The 17,659-nt window shown below is 37.5% G+C and carries 16 protein-coding genes and 2 riboswitches; of the genes, 14 read left to right on the top strand and 2 right to left on the bottom strand.

Annotated features, from left to right (window positions below):
• Nucleotides 1-33: 33 nt before the first annotated feature.
• Nucleotides 34-834 carry a hypothetical protein gene (locus tag HWQ49_RS07045; RefSeq protein ID WP_188206899.1) on the bottom strand — a complete coding sequence of 267 codons (801 nt, stop codon included), beginning with the start codon at nt 832-834 and terminating at the stop codon, nt 34-36.
• A 199-nt stretch (nt 835-1,033) separates the two neighbouring features.
• Between HWQ49_RS07045 and HWQ49_RS07040 the strand changes: the two genes are divergently transcribed.
• Complete coding sequence (locus HWQ49_RS07040; protein WP_188206898.1) at nt 1,034-3,040, top strand: S-layer homology domain-containing protein; 2,007 nt, start codon at nt 1,034-1,036, stop codon at nt 3,038-3,040.
• Nucleotides 3,041-3,254: 214 nt separating this feature from the next.
• Nucleotides 3,255-3,341, top strand: a riboswitch (cyclic di-GMP riboswitch).
• 934 nt (nt 3,342-4,275) lie between these two features.
• On the opposite strand, the gene HWQ49_RS07035 is transcribed toward HWQ49_RS07040, so the two are convergent.
• Nucleotides 4,276-4,992 carry an EAL domain-containing protein gene (locus HWQ49_RS07035; RefSeq protein ID WP_188206897.1) on the bottom strand — a complete coding sequence of 239 codons (717 nt, stop codon included), beginning with the start codon at nt 4,990-4,992 and terminating at the stop codon, nt 4,276-4,278.
• Between the two features lie 83 nt (nt 4,993-5,075).
• Nucleotides 5,076-5,160, bottom strand: a riboswitch (cyclic di-GMP riboswitch).
• 439 nt (nt 5,161-5,599) lie between these two features.
• On the opposite strand from HWQ49_RS07035, the gene HWQ49_RS07030 reads away from it, so the two are divergent.
• The 13 genes from HWQ49_RS07030 (at nt 5,600) to larC (ending at nt 17,618) form a co-directional block, all read left to right on the top strand.
• The gene (locus tag HWQ49_RS07030; RefSeq protein ID WP_188206896.1) at nt 5,600-6,223 is read left to right on the top strand and encodes an RraA family protein; all 624 of its coding nucleotides are present in this window, start codon (nt 5,600-5,602) and stop codon (nt 6,221-6,223) included.
• Nucleotides 6,224-6,450: 227 nt separating this feature from the next.
• Nucleotides 6,451-7,512: a LacI family DNA-binding transcriptional regulator gene (locus HWQ49_RS07025; RefSeq protein ID WP_188206895.1), complete on the top strand. Its 1,062-nt coding sequence runs from the start codon at nt 6,451-6,453 to the stop codon at nt 7,510-7,512.
• Between the two features lie 28 nt (nt 7,513-7,540).
• Nucleotides 7,541-8,800, top strand: coding sequence for a nickel-dependent lactate racemase (gene larA, locus HWQ49_RS07020; RefSeq protein WP_188206894.1), 1,260 nt, complete (start codon nt 7,541-7,543; stop codon nt 8,798-8,800).
• Nucleotides 8,801-8,819: 19 nt separating this feature from the next.
• Nucleotides 8,820-9,950: a type 2 periplasmic-binding domain-containing protein gene (locus HWQ49_RS07015; RefSeq protein WP_188206893.1), complete on the top strand. Its 1,131-nt coding sequence runs from the start codon at nt 8,820-8,822 to the stop codon at nt 9,948-9,950.
• Between the two features lie 72 nt (nt 9,951-10,022).
• The gene (locus HWQ49_RS07010) at nt 10,023-11,513 is read left to right on the top strand and encodes a tripartite tricarboxylate transporter permease (RefSeq protein ID WP_188206892.1); all 1,491 of its coding nucleotides are present in this window, start codon (nt 10,023-10,025) and stop codon (nt 11,511-11,513) included.
• The gene (locus HWQ49_RS07005) at nt 11,506-11,940 is read left to right on the top strand and encodes a tripartite tricarboxylate transporter TctB family protein (RefSeq protein ID WP_188206891.1); all 435 of its coding nucleotides are present in this window, start codon (nt 11,506-11,508) and stop codon (nt 11,938-11,940) included. Before HWQ49_RS07010 ends, HWQ49_RS07005 begins: the two co-directional genes overlap by 8 nt.
• A gap of 16 nt (nt 11,941-11,956) precedes the next feature.
• Nucleotides 11,957-13,336 carry an acyclic terpene utilization AtuA family protein gene (locus HWQ49_RS07000; RefSeq protein WP_188206890.1) on the top strand — a complete coding sequence of 460 codons (1,380 nt, stop codon included), beginning with the start codon at nt 11,957-11,959 and terminating at the stop codon, nt 13,334-13,336.
• On the top strand, nt 13,333-13,635 hold the full coding sequence (locus HWQ49_RS06995; protein ID WP_188206889.1) for a DUF4387 domain-containing protein: 303 nt from the start codon (nt 13,333-13,335) through the stop codon (nt 13,633-13,635). The genes HWQ49_RS07000 and HWQ49_RS06995 overlap by 4 nt, the downstream gene beginning before the upstream one ends.
• 15 nt (nt 13,636-13,650) lie before the next feature.
• Entirely contained in the window at nt 13,651-14,691 is a 1,041-nt protein-coding gene (locus HWQ49_RS06990) for an AbrB family transcriptional regulator (protein ID WP_188206888.1), read from the top strand.
• 20 nt (nt 14,692-14,711) lie between these two features.
• Entirely contained in the window at nt 14,712-15,524 is an 813-nt protein-coding gene (gene larE / locus HWQ49_RS06985) for an ATP-dependent sacrificial sulfur transferase LarE (RefSeq protein WP_188206887.1), read from the top strand.
• A 15-nt stretch (nt 15,525-15,539) separates the two neighbouring features.
• The gene (gene larB / locus HWQ49_RS06980) at nt 15,540-16,313 is read left to right on the top strand and encodes a nickel pincer cofactor biosynthesis protein LarB (RefSeq protein WP_188206886.1); all 774 of its coding nucleotides are present in this window, start codon (nt 15,540-15,542) and stop codon (nt 16,311-16,313) included.
• On the top strand, nt 16,313-17,140 hold the full coding sequence (locus tag HWQ49_RS14755; protein WP_188206885.1) for a LarC family nickel insertion protein: 828 nt from the start codon (nt 16,313-16,315) through the stop codon (nt 17,138-17,140). Before larB ends, HWQ49_RS14755 begins: the two co-directional genes overlap by 1 nt.
• A 10-nt stretch (nt 17,141-17,150) precedes the next feature.
• Complete coding sequence (gene larC, locus HWQ49_RS14750; protein WP_188206884.1) at nt 17,151-17,618, top strand: nickel insertion protein; 468 nt, start codon at nt 17,151-17,153, stop codon at nt 17,616-17,618.
• Nucleotides 17,619-17,659: the final 41 nt, after the last annotated feature.

Raw genomic sequence — 17,659 nt, 5'->3', positions numbered from 1 at the left:
TCGAAAGGTCAGTGTTATATAAAATAAGGATAACTAAAATCTGCTTAGGGCTTCATCTAGTAATTGGTTTTCCCGGTCCTTTTTCGTCTCTTTATAATGATCCTCAACCGGTTCAGCATCATTTTCCGAGTGTCCGTTTTCTTCCAGGTCGTCAACCATTTGATCATAGACATTATAAAATGCCTCGTCAGTATTATCCTCTAACTGATCAGCTGCTTCTTTATATTTTTGAAAGAAATAAGAGTAAGATACACTCTCGTCACTATCACGCCGATCACGATATTCATCATAAGCATATTCTGCTAATTCGATGAGCTTTGCCTCAGCCTGCTGTTGTAAAGATTCAAAAGTTGGCTCATATTGTTGAACAATCTCATCAGCTGATTTTTCACTTTCATTTTCATTATTATCTTTGGATTGCTCATCTTCTTGATTATTCGAATCAGAAGTGGATTCCTCTTCTTCATTTTCACTTCCCTTAGATGAAGACTCCTCATCACCGTCATTGAAAAATTCTTCAGCTTTCTCCTGAGTTTCCTCTGACGGTTCATCATTGACCTCACTGTTTTCGTTTTCTTCTTGTTCCTCATGACTTTCATTTTCTTGATGTTCTTCTTCGGAGGACTCGGAGGATTCAGAAGTTTCATCTCCCTCCTCAAATCCACCAGTAGGGATTTCCTGTTCGCCGGGTAAAACAACTTCAAAGTCATTAGCGATTATTCGATCCACATTTTCATCGGCTGTGTCATAAGACTTAATAAAGAAGAAATAGACAAAAGTACCTACTCCAATTAATAGGATGGCTAGTAGTGCTAATAATAATTTTTTCCACATCTGTATTCACCTACTGTTGTTCTAAAATGATGTCACGATTATACCATATAACTGTAGAGAATTTTATGAATAATGGGAATTTGTAAGGAAAAATTTGCATGATTACCTTGAGATATCCAATCTACTAAGCTATAATGACTAGAAAGGATACTGGTAAAAATGGGATATTTATTAATATATTAGTAGGAGTGAGAAATGTATGAAGAAAAGTTGGAAGAAACAATTAGCAGTTGGAACTGCAGCAACCGTCGCAGCAACACCAATGTTGGCAGTGCCTGGGGGAGAGGTAGCAGCTGATAACCACGGCGACTTCGATGATGATACTAGCGTACCCACGGATCAGGTGCCAAGCCAGTTTTATAAGTTGGCATATGTTTATATGGAGTTAAGTGATTATGATATGAGTGATGCTCAAACATCAGCAAAAGGGTTAGCAGTAAATAATCATGAGTTTAATGATAACTTCGTAGAAAAGCTTGCTAACTTTATATATTCTCAGGATGCTGTTCAATATTTCGAAAATGCTGATGCTGTTTATGAACAATTTAATACTCATTATGAAGATGGTGTAGATGATTTTTCATTTGGTGATTTCACTAGTGCTTTATTAGGGTTATATGGTGATATGATAAGCGTTTATGAAGAGAAAAAAGATGAATTAGATGGTGTAAGCTCAGATAGAGCCAATGAATTGTTACAAGAAGCCTTAGATGAAGCAAAAAGCAATGCTGAAGGAAGTGAAGAGTTCAGTGCATTGGTAAGTGAAGGATTAATTTCAAATGATGATAGTAATGCTCTATTAGAAGACTTACTTGCTTTTAATATTGAAGGGCAAGATGAAAATACAGAAAACGTTAAAGAGGCTCAGGCAGCTTTAGCTCAAGCTTTATATGATTATAAAGAAGTAGACGAAGGTGAGGAAAGTGATGATTCAGGAAGTGGAGGTTACACCCCTCCATCCGACGACGAAGAGCCAACTGAAGAGGAAGGTTCGTTAGATATAGGTGGTAGTGCTGAAGTCGTATCAGAAGAAGACGATGACGGACGAACTTACACTCGTGTTCGTGTAAACGCAGATTCTGTTGCCGATAGCGTGAAGGATAAAACGGCTGAGGAAGTCTCTCGTGTTCGTATTTCTGCTGACGATGTTGAAGGCTCAAGTGGAACTCGCGTATCCGTTCCGAAGCAAGCACTTGATGCAATTAAAGAAGTTAATCAAGAAGCAACTGTTGAATTCTCCAGTTCCAAATCTTCATACGAAGTTCCGGCATCTGAGTTTGACGATGAAGATGAGGATGTGGAATTTGAGGTGAACATGTCTGAGGTTTCTGAAGAAGAAGCTGACGAATTGTTCGAAGGTCAAACATCTAATCGTGTAGGGCCAGTAGTTGATTTCTCAATCACTGCAAATTATTCCGATGGCTCAAGCCGTCAATTAACCCGTTACAATTCATACGCAACTCGTAATGTAACGCTTGATGCTGATTACGATTACGATTCTAGTCGTACAACGGCAGTTGTGTTTACGGATGGTGAAACACAGTTCGTTCCATCTATTTTCTCATCTGATGAGGAATTAGGTAATAGTGTCGCCATCAAACGTCGTGGCGATACACGTTACTCAGTCGTCGAAAACGAAGCTGACTTCACTGACATTAACGACCTTTGGAATGAAGAGCAAGTTCAAAAGCTTGGTAACAAACTAATCGTTCAAGGTAAAGAAGACGGCTCATTCGCACCGCAAGACCGAATCACACGCAACGAATTTGCAGCATTAGTTGCTCGTTCACTCGGTCTAGTAGCAGATGAAGACTATGAATCTGGTTTAACAGACGTGTCTGATGAAGCTTGGTATAGTGACTACGTTGAAGTACTGCATGAAGCAGGAATCGTTGAAGGTCACGGAGACGGCACCTTCCGTCCATATGAAGAAATCACACGTGTGGAAATCGCAGCCATGGTTGGACGTGCACTGGATTACGTCGGCTTTGACGAGTCTAAGCTAGGCGAAGGGTCTGTTGAAGACTACAGCGACCTTAGCGAGATCCCAAGCTGGGCACATGATACACTTTCAAAACTTTACCAGTCTGAACTAATGCAAGGAACTGGCAGTGGAGACTTCCAGCCATACCGTAACGCTACACGCGCTGAAATGGCGAAAGTTGTACATGAGTTGCTAGTGTTTGTTGAGTTTATGAATGAGTAATATAGAAGACGAGAGGTTTTGTTAGCCTCTCGTTTTTTCGTTTGAAGAGACATTTGAATTATTTATAGGGTAAACCCAAAAGCAGTTCCAGCTCTATTCCTCGGTTTTTATTATAATTACTTATACGGACCTGAAGAATGTAAAAACATGTTGATATATGTACTGTTTTTAATGTATGATATCTATTGAACCATCAACAACTAAAGAATTGAAAGTATTGAAAGGGCAAACCATCTGAAAAGGTGGGACGCAAAGCCTAGGGTCTAAGGTTATATAAAACTATGATCGCCTGGTTGCCATGTGATTAATGGCTATTCTGTTACTTTATTTGGGTAGTCATTTTTTTATGTGAAACAAAAGTTAATAGATAAATCATAAGGAGATGTATTTTGGGAAGAAATTTTTCCATTTGATGTCGTAGTTGATGAGTCTTTTATACAAATATGGTAACTGATTAAGGTGATTGTTAACGCTTAAACGGGCAATAAAAGACCTTGCTTTCATGCCCCACGAGGATCAAAAAGTGGAGGGATATTAATCGTGAAACAATCATGCTGTGTTGAAGGTTGTGACAACCCTATCAAAGTAAAGTCGAAACAGCTTTGTGATAAACATTACACTCGATTGAGAAGACATGGAGATGTTCAAGAGACAATGAAGGTTAGACATGAAAAATGTCATGCCCCGAACTGTCAATCGAAACATTTTGCCAAAGGATACTGTCAATATCATTATAATAGATATAGCCGATACGAAGGTTCTTATTTAATTAAAACAAAACGTCCTTGTCAAATTAAGGGTTGCACTAAACCCCATAGTGCTAAAGGGTATTGCCAGAAGCATTACTATCAATATGTAACAAAAAAACGAAATCGTAAGCATAAAGTTAGTTGATTGAAAAACGGTGAACGTCGAAAATCATAATCAACTAACATAGTTATTAAAAAGCTAGACCTGTTAAACAGGTCTAGCTTTAGTTATGATGTTTAAACATCAACTGTTATAGGGTATGAAACCAGTCTCAAGACCGTTTTACGACTTTGTTAGGCGCGAGATGTCCGATAGAGGCAGTCTCAAGACCGTTTTACGACCTTTTTAGGCGCTGAATGTCCGATAGAGGTAGTCTCAAGACCGTTTTACGACTTTGTTAGGCGCGAAATGTCCGATAGAGGCAGTCTCAAGACCGTTTTGCCACTTAGTGAAGCTCAAATTGACCAAGAGAGGCGACGACCTCCTTAAACAATCTCTTTTAATAACCCAGGCCTTCCTAAAATGTACCCCTGTCCTATTGGGATTTGTAACTCTTTTGCCATGGCTATCTCCTCGGTTGTCTCAATTCCCTCTAAAATTAGCTGACAATCATATTCCTTGCAGTACCTGTCCATAAACTTAATAATGGACTGCTTTTGTTTAGATTGATGAAGGTCTTGAGCAAAATACCGATCCAATTTTAAATAGTTTGGTTCGATTTCAATAACAGATCTGAAATCAGAGCTACCATTTCCAAAATCGTCAATAGCAATCAGATAACCTGATGACTTTAAGTTACAAATTTGTGCTTTGAAACTATTAAAGTCGCTAATACTTTCGCTTTCTAGGATTTCTAGTACTATTTGTTGACTTTTAAGGTTACTTTGATTAATAATTTGATTAAGAAAAGATGGAAAATTAGGGTTTAAAATAGTTGATGGGAAAACATTTAAGAACAAGTTGCCATCTTTTCCTAAGGAACCTTCCGATTGGTAGGTTTTAACAGCTTTATGAATGGACCGCGAATCCAATTCATAGAGCTGTTTTTCTTTTTTAGCCTCTTGAAATGTATGCTCCGGATTAGGATATTCATATGATCTTAATAGAACCTCATAACCTATTATTTGCGAATGCCATAAATCATAAATAGGTTGGAAATAATGGAAAAACTTCTCTTCCGTGATAAAACTTTTAATAGACAAGCATCTAAACCACCTTTCATTTGTTTGTAAGAAAATACAAAAAAAGGCGAACCAAAGAAATTGGATCCCCTCTCCCAATATCCTTCGGTAACCAGTCGTCCATAGCATAAATGCGTTAGGTACTTGGCTTTGCGTCCTTACCTTTCGATAAGTTTGCCATTTTCGAGAAAATATAAATTTTGCATAGTGCAATTATATCATTTGTTGTCTGGTATTCAATAATCCTAAATAGAAAAAAGTCACATTTTATCGAAAATTGTCTGAACATGAAGTGGCTAGAGTTGCTTAGGTTTGTTTACTAAAATTGATACGCAACACGTGCTAAATGGTGAAACTGTTACCTTGGTTGTTAGTGTTTGTTAGGTTCATTAATGAGTATAAAAATTATAAAAGGTTATAGACGAGGGGGTTACTAAGCCCTTCGTCTTTTTATATATTACCTATTTGGTATAATTTTGTATTGGTATAAATTCCTTACAATTATACATATCTGCTGAAGGATTAAATTTATAATAATTATTTTAAAAATTAAAATAATTGGAGGTTTTATTACACAAGCGAAGAATATATATAGGAAAGAACCAAATATATATTAGGAGTGAATATAATGAAGCATATTATTCAAGATTTTGAAAACCTACCAACTACATGTATATCGGATGTTCTTGGTGGTTTAACCAACATGAGCCCTGAGATCAAACCAGTGCGTAAAGATTTAAAGTTGGTAGGAAGAGCTTATACCGTAAAAGTTAATATTCCTGATAATCGCTTTCTTCTCAAAGCTATGAAGGAATCACCAGAAGAAAGTGTTTTAGTGATTGATGCCAACGGAAACCGTGAGAATGCGATTTGTGGTGATTTTATAGTAGGTGTATCTAAGCTAATGGGGATTAAGGGGCTCATAGTAGATGGGGTAGTTAGAGATCTATCAGAAATCAGAGGGATGAATTATCCAGTATTTTGTAAAGGGAATACACAAGCAGCAAGCCTTAAGCATGGCTCTGGGAAGATAAATACCCCTATATCGTGTGGCGGTGTAAATGTGGAAACCGGGGATTTAGTAGTAGCTGACCTTGATGGAGTAGTTGTTGTACCTGAACAAAGAATTGGTGAAGTGTCTCAAAAAGCAAAAGAAAAAGTTCAAAAAGATATGGAACGGGAAAGCAAATTTCTTCAGAGTAAAGAGACAGCATTATCCTATATAGAAGAACAAATACATACTTTATACTAATTTAACTTTTCAAAATATTTCGTATGAAAGGGTTTACAAAGAAATGGCGCAGTGATAATATTAAGAAAATATTGAATATTGCTATTAGTAGTTAAACGTTTAACAAAGTATATAAGTTTTGTGTTCATTTACACATATTTGTTATTAAAAGCTTCAATATTGTAGCGCTAGGTTTTTTGAACGATAGTTAAACGTTTAACTGATGAAACTATGAAAAGGTGATTTTGTTGGCCACAATTAAAGATGTTGCTAATAGAGCTGAAGTTTCAACCGCAACAGTATCACATGTGATAAATAAGACGAAGTTTGTTAGTCAAGAAGTCCGTGATAAGGTGCTCAACGCAATTGAAGAAACAGGATATATACCTAACAATATTGCGAGGAGTCTGAAGGTGAATCAGACAAAAACAATAGGGCTAATCGTCGCATATATTGAGAATCCAATATATTCGGGCGTATTTAGAGAGATAGAAAAGTATGCTAGAAATCACGGTTATTCGGTACTAATCTGTAACAGCAATGATGACCCAGATATTGAGGAAGAACAGATTCAGTTACTATTAACAAATAGGGTGGACGGACTTATTATTGTTCCGTCAAAGAATTCTAAAATTCCTAAAAAAGGTTTAATTCCGGAAGGCTTCCCGGTTTGTTTCCTAAACAGACAACTAAGTGGTTATTCAGTGCCCAGTGTGGTTATTGAGAATAAACAAGCCTCTTATGAAGCGGTAAATCATCTGATTCAAAAACATAATCAAAAAGAGGTAGGGATCATACTTGGTGAAAGACATAACCAGTTGAGTAAAGAACGTCATGAAGGTTACCGACTAGCTTTATTAGAAAATAGTATAGAATACAACGATGATTTAGTTATTGAAGGTTATTCTACCTTTCAGGGAGGAGTTAGCGCTGTTAGAGATTTAGCTTCTGAAGGTTACTTTCCCGACTCTGTATTCATTACTGGTACAACAATGATGCTAGGATTTATGTTCGAACTAAAAAAAATGGGAATTAGTTGCCCAGCAGACATATCGATTATTGGATTTAGTGATACAAACATGAGTCCGCTGATGGACCCACCATTATCAGCAGTTGCCCAGCCGATCAATAAGTTAGCCGAAAGGTCAGTTGAATTATTATTTGAACAAATTGATGGTGCAAAGAAAGGCGATTTAGTTGAAGTTCTGTCCTGTAAGGTGAATTATAGAATGTCGTGTGGTTGCCATTGGGAGCCTAAGTTCAGTCAATCTAATTACGACAAATTTTACGAAAGCGTTTACTCAGAATAGTAGCAGTTAGAAAGGGGACTTCACTTCCATGAGTAGAATAGCTATTCCTTTTGGGGAAACATATATTTCATCTACTAAATTAGATGATGCAGACTTAATTATGCCAACAGATATGGAGGCATTAGAGAATCCAAGAAAGCAAATCAAAGATAGTTTAGAGAATCCGATTAATAGTCAACCTCTATTTGAAGTCTGTCGGGGGAAAGATTCTATTGTGATTGTTATTAACGATATTACAAGACCGAGTCCGACAGACTTATTTGTGGAGGAAATGCTCAAACAATTAGAAAAAGTAGGTGTTCAAGATGAACAAGTAACATTACTTGTTGCTCTTGGTAATCACCGTCCTAATACTGATGATGAATTAAGGGGTATGGTTGGCGATGAGGTGTTTAATCGAATAAAAATCGTCAATCACCAAGCAGAGAATCAAGAGCATTTAGTGTACTTAGGAGATACAAAACGAGGGCTTCCTATTATAGTTAATAAGTTAGTAGCCGAAGCTGATATTACGATCTTAACGGGAATAATAACCCCACACCAATCTGCAGGTTATAGTGGTGGGAGGAAAAGTATTATGCCTGGAGTAGCAGGAATTGATGCACTAAAGAGGCACCACTCATTCCCAATAAGATCTTATAGTCCAATCATGGGACAATTAGATGATAACCCTTTCCATGAAGAATCACTGGAGGCTGCGAAAAAAGTTGGCGTTGATTTCATTATAAATGTAGTGAAGAATAGCCGAAAAGAAATTGTTTCTGTAGTAGCAGGTGAATTAGAGGGAGCCCACGAAGAAGGTGTAAGAATTTGTGATGAGAGTTGGAAGGTGAAAGTACCTGAAAGATACGACATCGTAGTAACTAGCCCTGGTGGTTATCCTAAAGATTTTGACTTACATCAATCGCAAAAGGCGATGCCACCAGCTGAAGTAGTTACAAAAGAAGGTGGAGTCATCATACTGGTCGCTGAGTGCAGAGATGGCGTCGGCAAATTTGCCAAATGGCTTCAAGATGCTGCCCAACCACAAGATGTTATTGATGCATTTGAGAAAGTTGGCTTTACTCCTGACCATTCATCAAAAGCATTTATGTTAGCAAGGGCGTTGAAACATTATGAAATTATCTTAGTCAATCCAAATATTGAAAAAGAGTTAGTGGAAGATATGTTTTTCAAATATGCGAAGACACTGGATGAAGCAATTGATCAAGCAGAGGAAATAATTGGTGAGGATAATAAAAAGCTTGCAATACCTTATGCAGTGGATTGTATACCACAACCAATATAATTATAGGGGGAAATTAAACATGGGCAAATTATCAAAAATGTTAGGTGTTGGTTTAGCAGTTTTACTTTTTACTTTTTTAGCTGCTTGTAACGAAGAGGGGAATGGAGGTAATGCTAATTCCTCTAATGGTGATTCTTTTTATGATGGTGATGATGTTGAAGTAATTGTACCCTTTAGTGCAGGAGGGGGTACAGATTCGTTAATTCGCTTCCTTTCGAATTACTTCCAAGAATATACAGAAGGAGCGCCTAGTTTTCAAGTTCAGAACATAGAAGGTGGAGGGAGTATCAATGGAGCGAATGAGTATGTTGATTTAAGAGATGCGGATGGTTACTCACTATTAGCAACAAGTGCTTCAACTAAGATTCCTTTCTTAATTGGTCAAGAAGAAGTTCGTTATGATTTAAGAGAGCTACAGCCTGTACTTGGAACCCCGAATGGCGTAGTTTTATATACTTCACCTGATACTGGTATTACAGAAGGTGCTGAAATTAAGGATGCAGACCAAGAATTGACGCTAGGTGCTACATCACCAACTGGTATTGATGTAATGACTTTATTAGCAATTGAAGTTTTAGATATAAGAGACGATATTCAAATTATATTCGGTTATGAAGGTGCGGGCGCCTCAAGAGTTGCATTTGAACAAGGTGAAACAAATTTAGACTACCAAAGTGGTACTGCATTCCAAAGTGATGTGACGCCACTAGTTGAAGAGGGTAGCGCAGTTCCATTATTCTCATACGGTTTTACAGATGAGAGTGGAGATATTATTAGAGATCCAGCATTTCCTGATATTCCAACAGTAAAAGAAGTATATGAAGATATGTATGGTGAAGAGCCCTCTGGCGAAGCATGGGATGCTTATCGTGCGTTCGTAGGTGTAGTTAATAACTTACACAAATCGGTTTGGATTCATGAAGATGCTCCACAAGAAGCGATCGATGCTTTAGGTGAAGCGGCGACAGAATTAGTACAAGATGAAGACTTCCAATCTGAAGGTGCAGAAGTTCTAGGAAACTATGATCCACTAGTAGGAGAAGAGTTGGAAGGTGCAATTGATTCACTTACAAGTATTGAAGAAGAGACATTAGAGTGGGTGAGAAATTATTTAAAAGAAGAATATGATGTAACTGGATTGGTAGAATAATAGAGTTGGTGCGATTGCTACGGGAATATAGATATTGTAGCAATCGCATTATATATGAAGGGTGATGTATACATGCTAGAGGCTGCTTTAGACGCTTTGTTTATAGTCCTTGATCCTTCTAGAGTTGTCTTTATTTTTATCGGTATTTTAGTAGGAGTAACGATTGGCTTCTTACCTGGTTTAGGTGGTCCAGTTGGTATGTCATTACTTTTACCATTCATTTTTGGAATGGATCCATACTCTGGAATAGCCTTATTGATGGGTATGGTTGCCGTTATACATACAGCTGATACCTTCCCAGCAGTACTATTAGGTGTGCCTGGGTCCTCAGGGTCTCAAGCTACAATAATGGATGGTTATCCTTTAGCACAACGGGGTGAGGCATCAAGGGCATTGGGAGCCGCATTTTTTTCATCAATTATTGGTGGAATAATAGGTGCAGTTATTATGTTTTTTGCTATTCCAATTGGTCGTCCAATTGTTTTGATGTTTGGGTCACCAGAATTATTTATGCTTTCTGTATTAGGTCTGAGCATGGTTGGCATTTTGGCAGGTAATTCTGCTATCAAAGGACTTTTAGCAGGTGCTACAGGAATGTTATTAGGAACAGTTGGTGGTGCTCCTGCGACTGCTGAATACCGTTTTACGTTTGAGTGGATTTATCTATTTAATGGAATCCCACTAACGGTCTTAGCGCTTGGTTTATTTGCATTACCAGAGATGATCGATCTTTTAACTCAAAAAAGAAGCATTGCTTCATCTAGTAAACTAGAAGGGAGCCGTTTACAAGGTATTAAGGATGCTATAAAGCATAAGTGGTTAATTTTTAGAAGTTCATTGATTGGTTCTTTTGTTGGGTTTATACCAGGGTTAGGTGGTAGTGTCGTTGACTGGATTAGCTATGGTGTAGCCAAACAAACGAGTAAGAACAATGAGAACTTTGGTAAGGGAGATATTAGAGGAGTTATTGCTCCTGAAAGTGCCAATAATGCCAAGGAAGGTGGTACTTTAATTCCGACTATCCTATTTGGTATTCCAGGAAGTGGTACTACGGCGATCTTACTTGGTGGTTTAATTTTGTTAGGTGTTAGTTCTGGACCAAGTATGTTAACAAGTGATCTGGATGTGACCTTAACAATTGTTTGGACTCTAGCATTAGCAAGTGTATTTGGTGCTATTGTCTGTTTATTAGTTGCGAAACATGTAGCTAAAATAAGTTTGATTTCTGCTGATAAGTTAGTACCTTTTTTGTTAATCATCATGATGGTTGGAGCTTACCAAAGCACTAGACATTGGGGAGACTTTTTGATCTTTATTTTAATTGGGATCATTGGGTGGTTCATGAAGCATTTGGATTGGCCAAGAGCGCCCTTGTTAGTTGGTTTTGTATTAGCAACTTCTGCGGAAAGGTATTTACATCTTTCTATGTCACGATATGGATTCGAATGGTTAAGCAGACCTATGGTATTAGTGATTGGAGTCATAACTATTCTCATAATTGTGTCTGGAACGCACATGAAGAGGAGAAGTAACAGGATGGCAGGAGGTGGTGATCATGGATAGAAAAAAGATATCTATATTATTTTCATTGTTTATGATTGCCGTTTTCTCATATTTAATTTTTGAAGCAAGTGGGTTTCAAGACCTAGCAAGATACTTCCCTTATACGATTGCTATTGGGGCACTAATTCTTGCAGTTATTGATTTGATTCTACAGTTAAAAGACTATAGAAAAAAATCTGAAGATGGTGAAGTAGATCAACTCCCTATTAAATCATTCATTTATATAGGATGGATTATTGGGTATATGTTGTTGATAGTCTCATTTGGATTTATTTCGGCAACAATTATATTTTTAGGTTCATTCTTATGGTTAGAAACTAAATTTAAGTTATGGAAGATTTTAATCTCTATTGGTATCGTTATAGGTTTATTGTACGTCATTTCAACATTTATGAATATTCAATGGCCGACAGGATGGTTATTTTAAAAGGTGGTGTTATTTGATGAAGCCAATTAAAGTACTAGCAGCAACAGGTATGTTAGGAACAGGTTTTTCGGAGAAATCTTTCAATCGTGCTTTAGAGCAACAACCAGACGTGATTGGTTGTGATGCTGGCTCTAGTGATCCAGGGCCGTATTATTTGGCGACTGATACACCGATGAGCTCAAGGGAAGCGGTAAAAAGGGATTTGAAAATCATGATTCAAGGAGGTATATCTAGTGATATTCCTGTCATAGTTGGATCAGCAGGAACTTCAGGAAGTAATCAATCAGTAGATTGGACGACTGAAATAGTTGAAGAAATAAGTGCAGAAGAAGGGTTATCTTTTAAACTTGCAAAGATCTATTCTGAAATAACTAACGAAAGACTTATCCAGTATTATAATAATGGTAAAATTAAGCCACTTGAAAATGCTCCTGAGATTAACGAAAGTACTTTTGGAAATTTATCAAAAACAGTAGCGCAAATGGGGCCTGAACCTATGATTCGAGCCTTGGAACATGGAGCAGATGTTATTATTGCCGGTCGGTCTAGTGATACATCAATTTTTTCAGCGGTTCCTTTAAAAGAAGGAGTTGATAACGGGGTTGTTTGGCACGCGTCAAAGATTTTAGAGTGTGGAGCTGGGTGTGTGGAGAAAAGACTCCATCCAGATAGCATGTTTGCTTGGATATATGATGACCACTTTGTTATTGAACCACCGAATCCACAGATGAAGTGTACACCTGTGAGTGTGCTTTCGCACTTTTTATATGAAAATACCGATCCCTATCAGTTATATGAGCCGTCCGGAATGATTGATACTACGGATTCTCATTACGAGCAGTTAGGTGAGCGTAGTGTCAAGATTAGCAATAGTCACATGGTGCATTCTGACCAGTACACTGTGAGACTGGAAGGGGTTAAAGTTGATGGCTTTAGAAGAATTTGTATAGGAGGTATTCGTGATCCGTTTGTTTTAAAACAGCTGGATGAGTTTTTAATTGATGTTAAGCAAGTTATCCAGAAGAAGGCGAAAGAAAGCTTAGACATTGACCAAAAACACTATGATATTAACTTTAGAACATATGGTCAATCTGGTGTGATGGGAAAATTAGAGCCAGAAGGTGAGTCGATGCATGAAGTTGGGCTTTTGATGGAAGTGAAGGCAGAAACACCTGAATTAAGTCAATCAGTTATGTCAATTGCTTGGCATACCGTTTTACACCACCCAATAGATGAGTGGTCGGGGTTAGTTAGTCAATTAGCTTTTCCATACTCTCCACCAGATTTTGATGGAGGAGTGGCTTATAGTTTCGCATTAAACCACGTACTTGAATTAGACGACCCGTTTGAGCTTTTTCCGATAGAATATCAGGATCTACAAGGTGGGGTAATATGAAGTTAGGAGACTTAGCAAAACTCATACGATCCAAAAATGCAGGACCATTTATGTTGACAATCGATATCATTTTAAAAAGTAAAGAACACTATGAACGCGTGATTAACTCGAATAAGATTACCAAGGAATCTATTTCAGAGTTATATGGGATAGAGAAAGGTGAGATTCACCTTATCCATTGTCCTGAGATTAATGCAATTAAAATATCATTTGGAAGGTTAGTCACCTCAGGCAGCTTTGGAGATACTGATGTTTTCGGTGGTCAACAACACGGTCCTTTAGTCAATTTAAATATATAAAAAGAAGGGTAAAATATGCAGTACAAAAAAATAGCCATTCTTATATTTGGACTATTAGTTGGTGCCCTATTTTATAATTTAAATGTCCCTGCAGGCTGGTTGATTGGTGCCGTTGTTGCAGGGATTATTTTCACGTTAACCTTCGGAGGTATAGAGAAGACAGATGTCATATTTAGGTTAGGCTTAACGGTTATAGGGGCCAGTATCGGTTTGAAAATTGATACCAGTTTTTTTGTTTCATTTAAAAGCTATTTGATTCCACTGTTTATAAGTATTCCTTTGACACTGATCCTTGCAATTGCTTTATGTAAGTTATTATTTAAGTATTCGAACTTGGATTATAAAACAGCTCTATTTTGTTGCATTCCAGGAGGGGCTTCGGAGGTAATTGGTACAAGTAAAGAAGCAGGTGCAGATGAAAGAATTGTGGCTTCGTTTCACACAGCTAGGATATTTCTATTCGTGTTGTCCATTCCGTTAATAATTGGTGTCTCACGAATCAATGTAACAAGAAGTAGTGAAAATATTTGGAATAATAATTTTAATTTGGATTTTGTGCAAATTCTCGTTATAGTTTTTATTATAGTTGGATCCATATTTTTAGCTAGAATTGTGAAGATACCAGTAGGACCACTAATTTATGGTATGCTACTTGCATTTGTCGTGAATCAATATCTAATCGATATAGCTGCCACGTCTAACTTGTTATTCATTATCGGACAAGTTATCATTGGAACAATTATTGGTCAAAAGTTTGATTTAGATACATTTAAGCAATTGAAACAGATAGGTATCGTTGCAGCTGTCACGTTATTTTTACTATTTATGGCGAGCTTGTTTATTGCCTTTATATTCTCAATCATGTCTGATTTGAAATATTCAAGCAGTTTACTCGGTACTGTTCCAGCAGGTGCAGCAGAAATGTCGTCCACAGCATTCGCTCTTAACTTGGACCCTTCGATTATAGCAGCCTTACAAACAGTTCGACTGCTGACAATTTATTTACTTTTACCTTTTTTAATCTCCTATACTTCCAAAAATCATATAAGAGGTTAACTACATTTTAGGAGGTCATAATGATGCAAGACAAAATGAATAGACTAAAGGAAATTTTACGAGAAATGGATAGTGTTGTTGTTGCTTTTTCTGGTGGGGTAGATAGTACATTTCTACTAAAGGTTGCAATCGATGAGTTAGGCCGTGATAAGGTACTAGCCGTTACTGCAGATTCGGAGACTTATCCAGAGAGTGAGCTAAATGAAGCAATTGAATTAGCTAAATGGATGAATGCAAGGCATAAAGTGTTAGAAACCTCAGAGCTTGCGATACCAGGGTATAAAGAAAATGATAAAAATCGTTGTTACTTCTGTAAGAAAGGTTTGTTTGATGAAGTCTTGCCAATTCTAAAAGAAACGAATTACAATAATATCGTTTACGGATTGATTGCAGATGACATGGGTGAGCACCGCCCAGGTACACAGGCTGCTAGAGAATATGGTGTGCGTGGCCCATTACAAGAAGCTGAGTTGTATAAAGAAGAGATTCGAGAATTATCAAAAAGCTTGAAGATTCCTAACTGGAATAAGCCGTCATTTGCTTGCCTGTCTTCTCGAATTGCTTACGGTGAAGAGATTACACAGGCGAAGTTAACGAAAGTAGAAAAATCAGAAGAATATTTAAAGAGCCTAGGACTAAAGCAAATCCGTGTACGAACTCATGGTCAAATTGCTCGTATTGAAGTCGAGCCAGACGATATGAATTTAGTCATGCAGTATAATGAGGATATTTCTAGAGAATTAATCTCTTATGGTTATAAGTTTGTCACGTTAGATTTAATGGGTTATAAAAGTGGTAGTATGAACAAAGAAATCTCAAAAGTAAATTCATAAATTAGGTGAGGGACAATGGATAAAAAACAACAAGAAATAGAAAAGGTTTTACAGCAACTAAAAGAAGGTGAAATAACAACTGAAAATGCAACAAAGCTTATTTTATCTTATGAAGATTTGGGTTTTGCTAAATTAGATCACAACCGTTCCAGTCGGACAGGCTTTCCAGAGGTAATCTTTGGTGAAAGTAAAACCGCTGAGCAAATTATTAAATTATTGAAAAGTTTCATGATGACTACTAATCGGGTTTTAGTCACTAAAGTGAACTCTGAAAAGGCTGAGGAAATTTTAGACCAAATCGATGAATTAAGGTATGATGAACCGTCTGAAACGCTTGTATGGAAAAAGGCTGAGGATTCATTATACCAGTTCCCTGGTTATGTTGCCGTGATTAGTGGAGGAACATCTGACATCCCTGTTGTCAATGAAGCTTCGATAACTGCCGAATTATTCGGTTGTAAAGTTAAGATCATTAATGATATTGGGGTGGCGGGCATTCACCGACTGTTCAACCATTTAGATACGATTAAAAATGCGACAGTTGTAATCGCCGTAGCAGGTATGGAAGGCGCATTGCCAAGTGTGGTCGCTGGTCTTATAGATCGACCTCTAATTGCCGTTCCTACTAGTGTTGGTTATGGAGCAAATTTAGGGGGGGTGTCTGCTTTGCTTTCCATGTTAAATTCCTGTTCACCTGGAATCAGCGTCGTCAATATTGATAATGGGTTTGGAGCGGGATATAACGCAGCATTAATCAACAAGTCTATTCACGAGGGAGTAGAGTCATAATGAAGATTTTATATTTTGATTGTTTTTCAGGAATTAGTGGAGATATGACCGTCGGAGCCCTAACCGACTTAGGAGTAAGTGAACAATATATCGAAGAACAGTTAGCCAAGCTGAGTTTGACCGATGAATATAACCTAATCTGGCGTAAGCTCGATAAAAAAGGTATACATAGTATGAAATTTGATGTTGAAATGCTTGGAGGTGAGCATGAGCACGGGCATAGCCATAATCATCATCACCACCACGGTCATGAAAATGAAGGTCACCACGACCATGATCACCATCATGGTGACCACCACGGCCACCAACATAGACATTACGCTGATATTGTTAAAATGATTGAAGAGGCCGATTTTAATGAAAACATTCAATCAATTGCTCTGGCGATGTTTAAGAAAATCGGTGTTTCTGAAGGTGAGATTCATAACATACCGTTAGAAAAAGTCCATTTTCATGAAGTGGGTGCAATTGATTCGATTATTGATGTAGTTGCTACGGCGATCGCAATTGACTACTTAGATGTTGACCGGATAATCGTCTCATCAGTTCCAGTAGGTAATGGAAGAATTAATATCGACCATGGACTATACCCTGTCCCAGCTCCAGCGACTTTAGATATTTTAAAAGGCGTTCCATTAAAAAAAACATCTGTTAAAGGCGAATTAACAACACCAACTGGAGCTGCTGTGGTTGCAACGCTAGCCGATGAATTTGGCGACTTCCCAACGATGACGGTTAAAAAAATTGGCTACGGTGCAGGCACAAAAGACTTACCAAATCAACCTAATGTATTACGCGTTGTACTAGGTGAAGGGTCTGAAAAGTAGGTGTAAGGTAATGAGCTTTAATCATAGAGAAGAACATATCGATAACGGTATGATGAAACTAGAAGTGAACCTAGATGACACACCTGGTGAGTGGCTAGGCTATTTAATGGACTTGCTTTTTGACAAGGGTGCAAACGATGTCTACTATACTCCGATTTATATGAAAAAAAACCGCCCAGCAGTTAAAGTGGAAGTACTATATGATCAAAAAGTGCATGAAGACATCACTGATATAATATTTAAAGAAACAACAACACTCGGAGTTAGGTTCTATCCTTTAAGTGTTCACCGATTAGAAAGAAAATTTCAAAAGATAATGACTAAATGGGGAGAAGTGACGGTTAAAAAAGGTCTGAAAAATGGAGAAGTGGTGAAAAGTTCTCCTGAATTCGATGAATGTAAAGCGATTGCTCAAAAACACCAAGTCCCACTGAAAACCGTTTACCAAGAAGTAATGAGAGCTGTTAACGATAAATGACTTCAAAAACAACGACGACATGAGCATTATTAGTAAAACGT

Source organism: Alkalibacillus aidingensis (assembly GCF_014595945.1).
In the GTDB taxonomy this organism is placed as follows: domain Bacteria; phylum Bacillota; class Bacilli; order Bacillales; family Alkalibacillaceae; genus Alkalibacillus; species Alkalibacillus aidingensis.
Note: the sequence above shows the minus strand (reverse complement) of the source record. Positions and strands in the feature narration are given on the sequence as shown.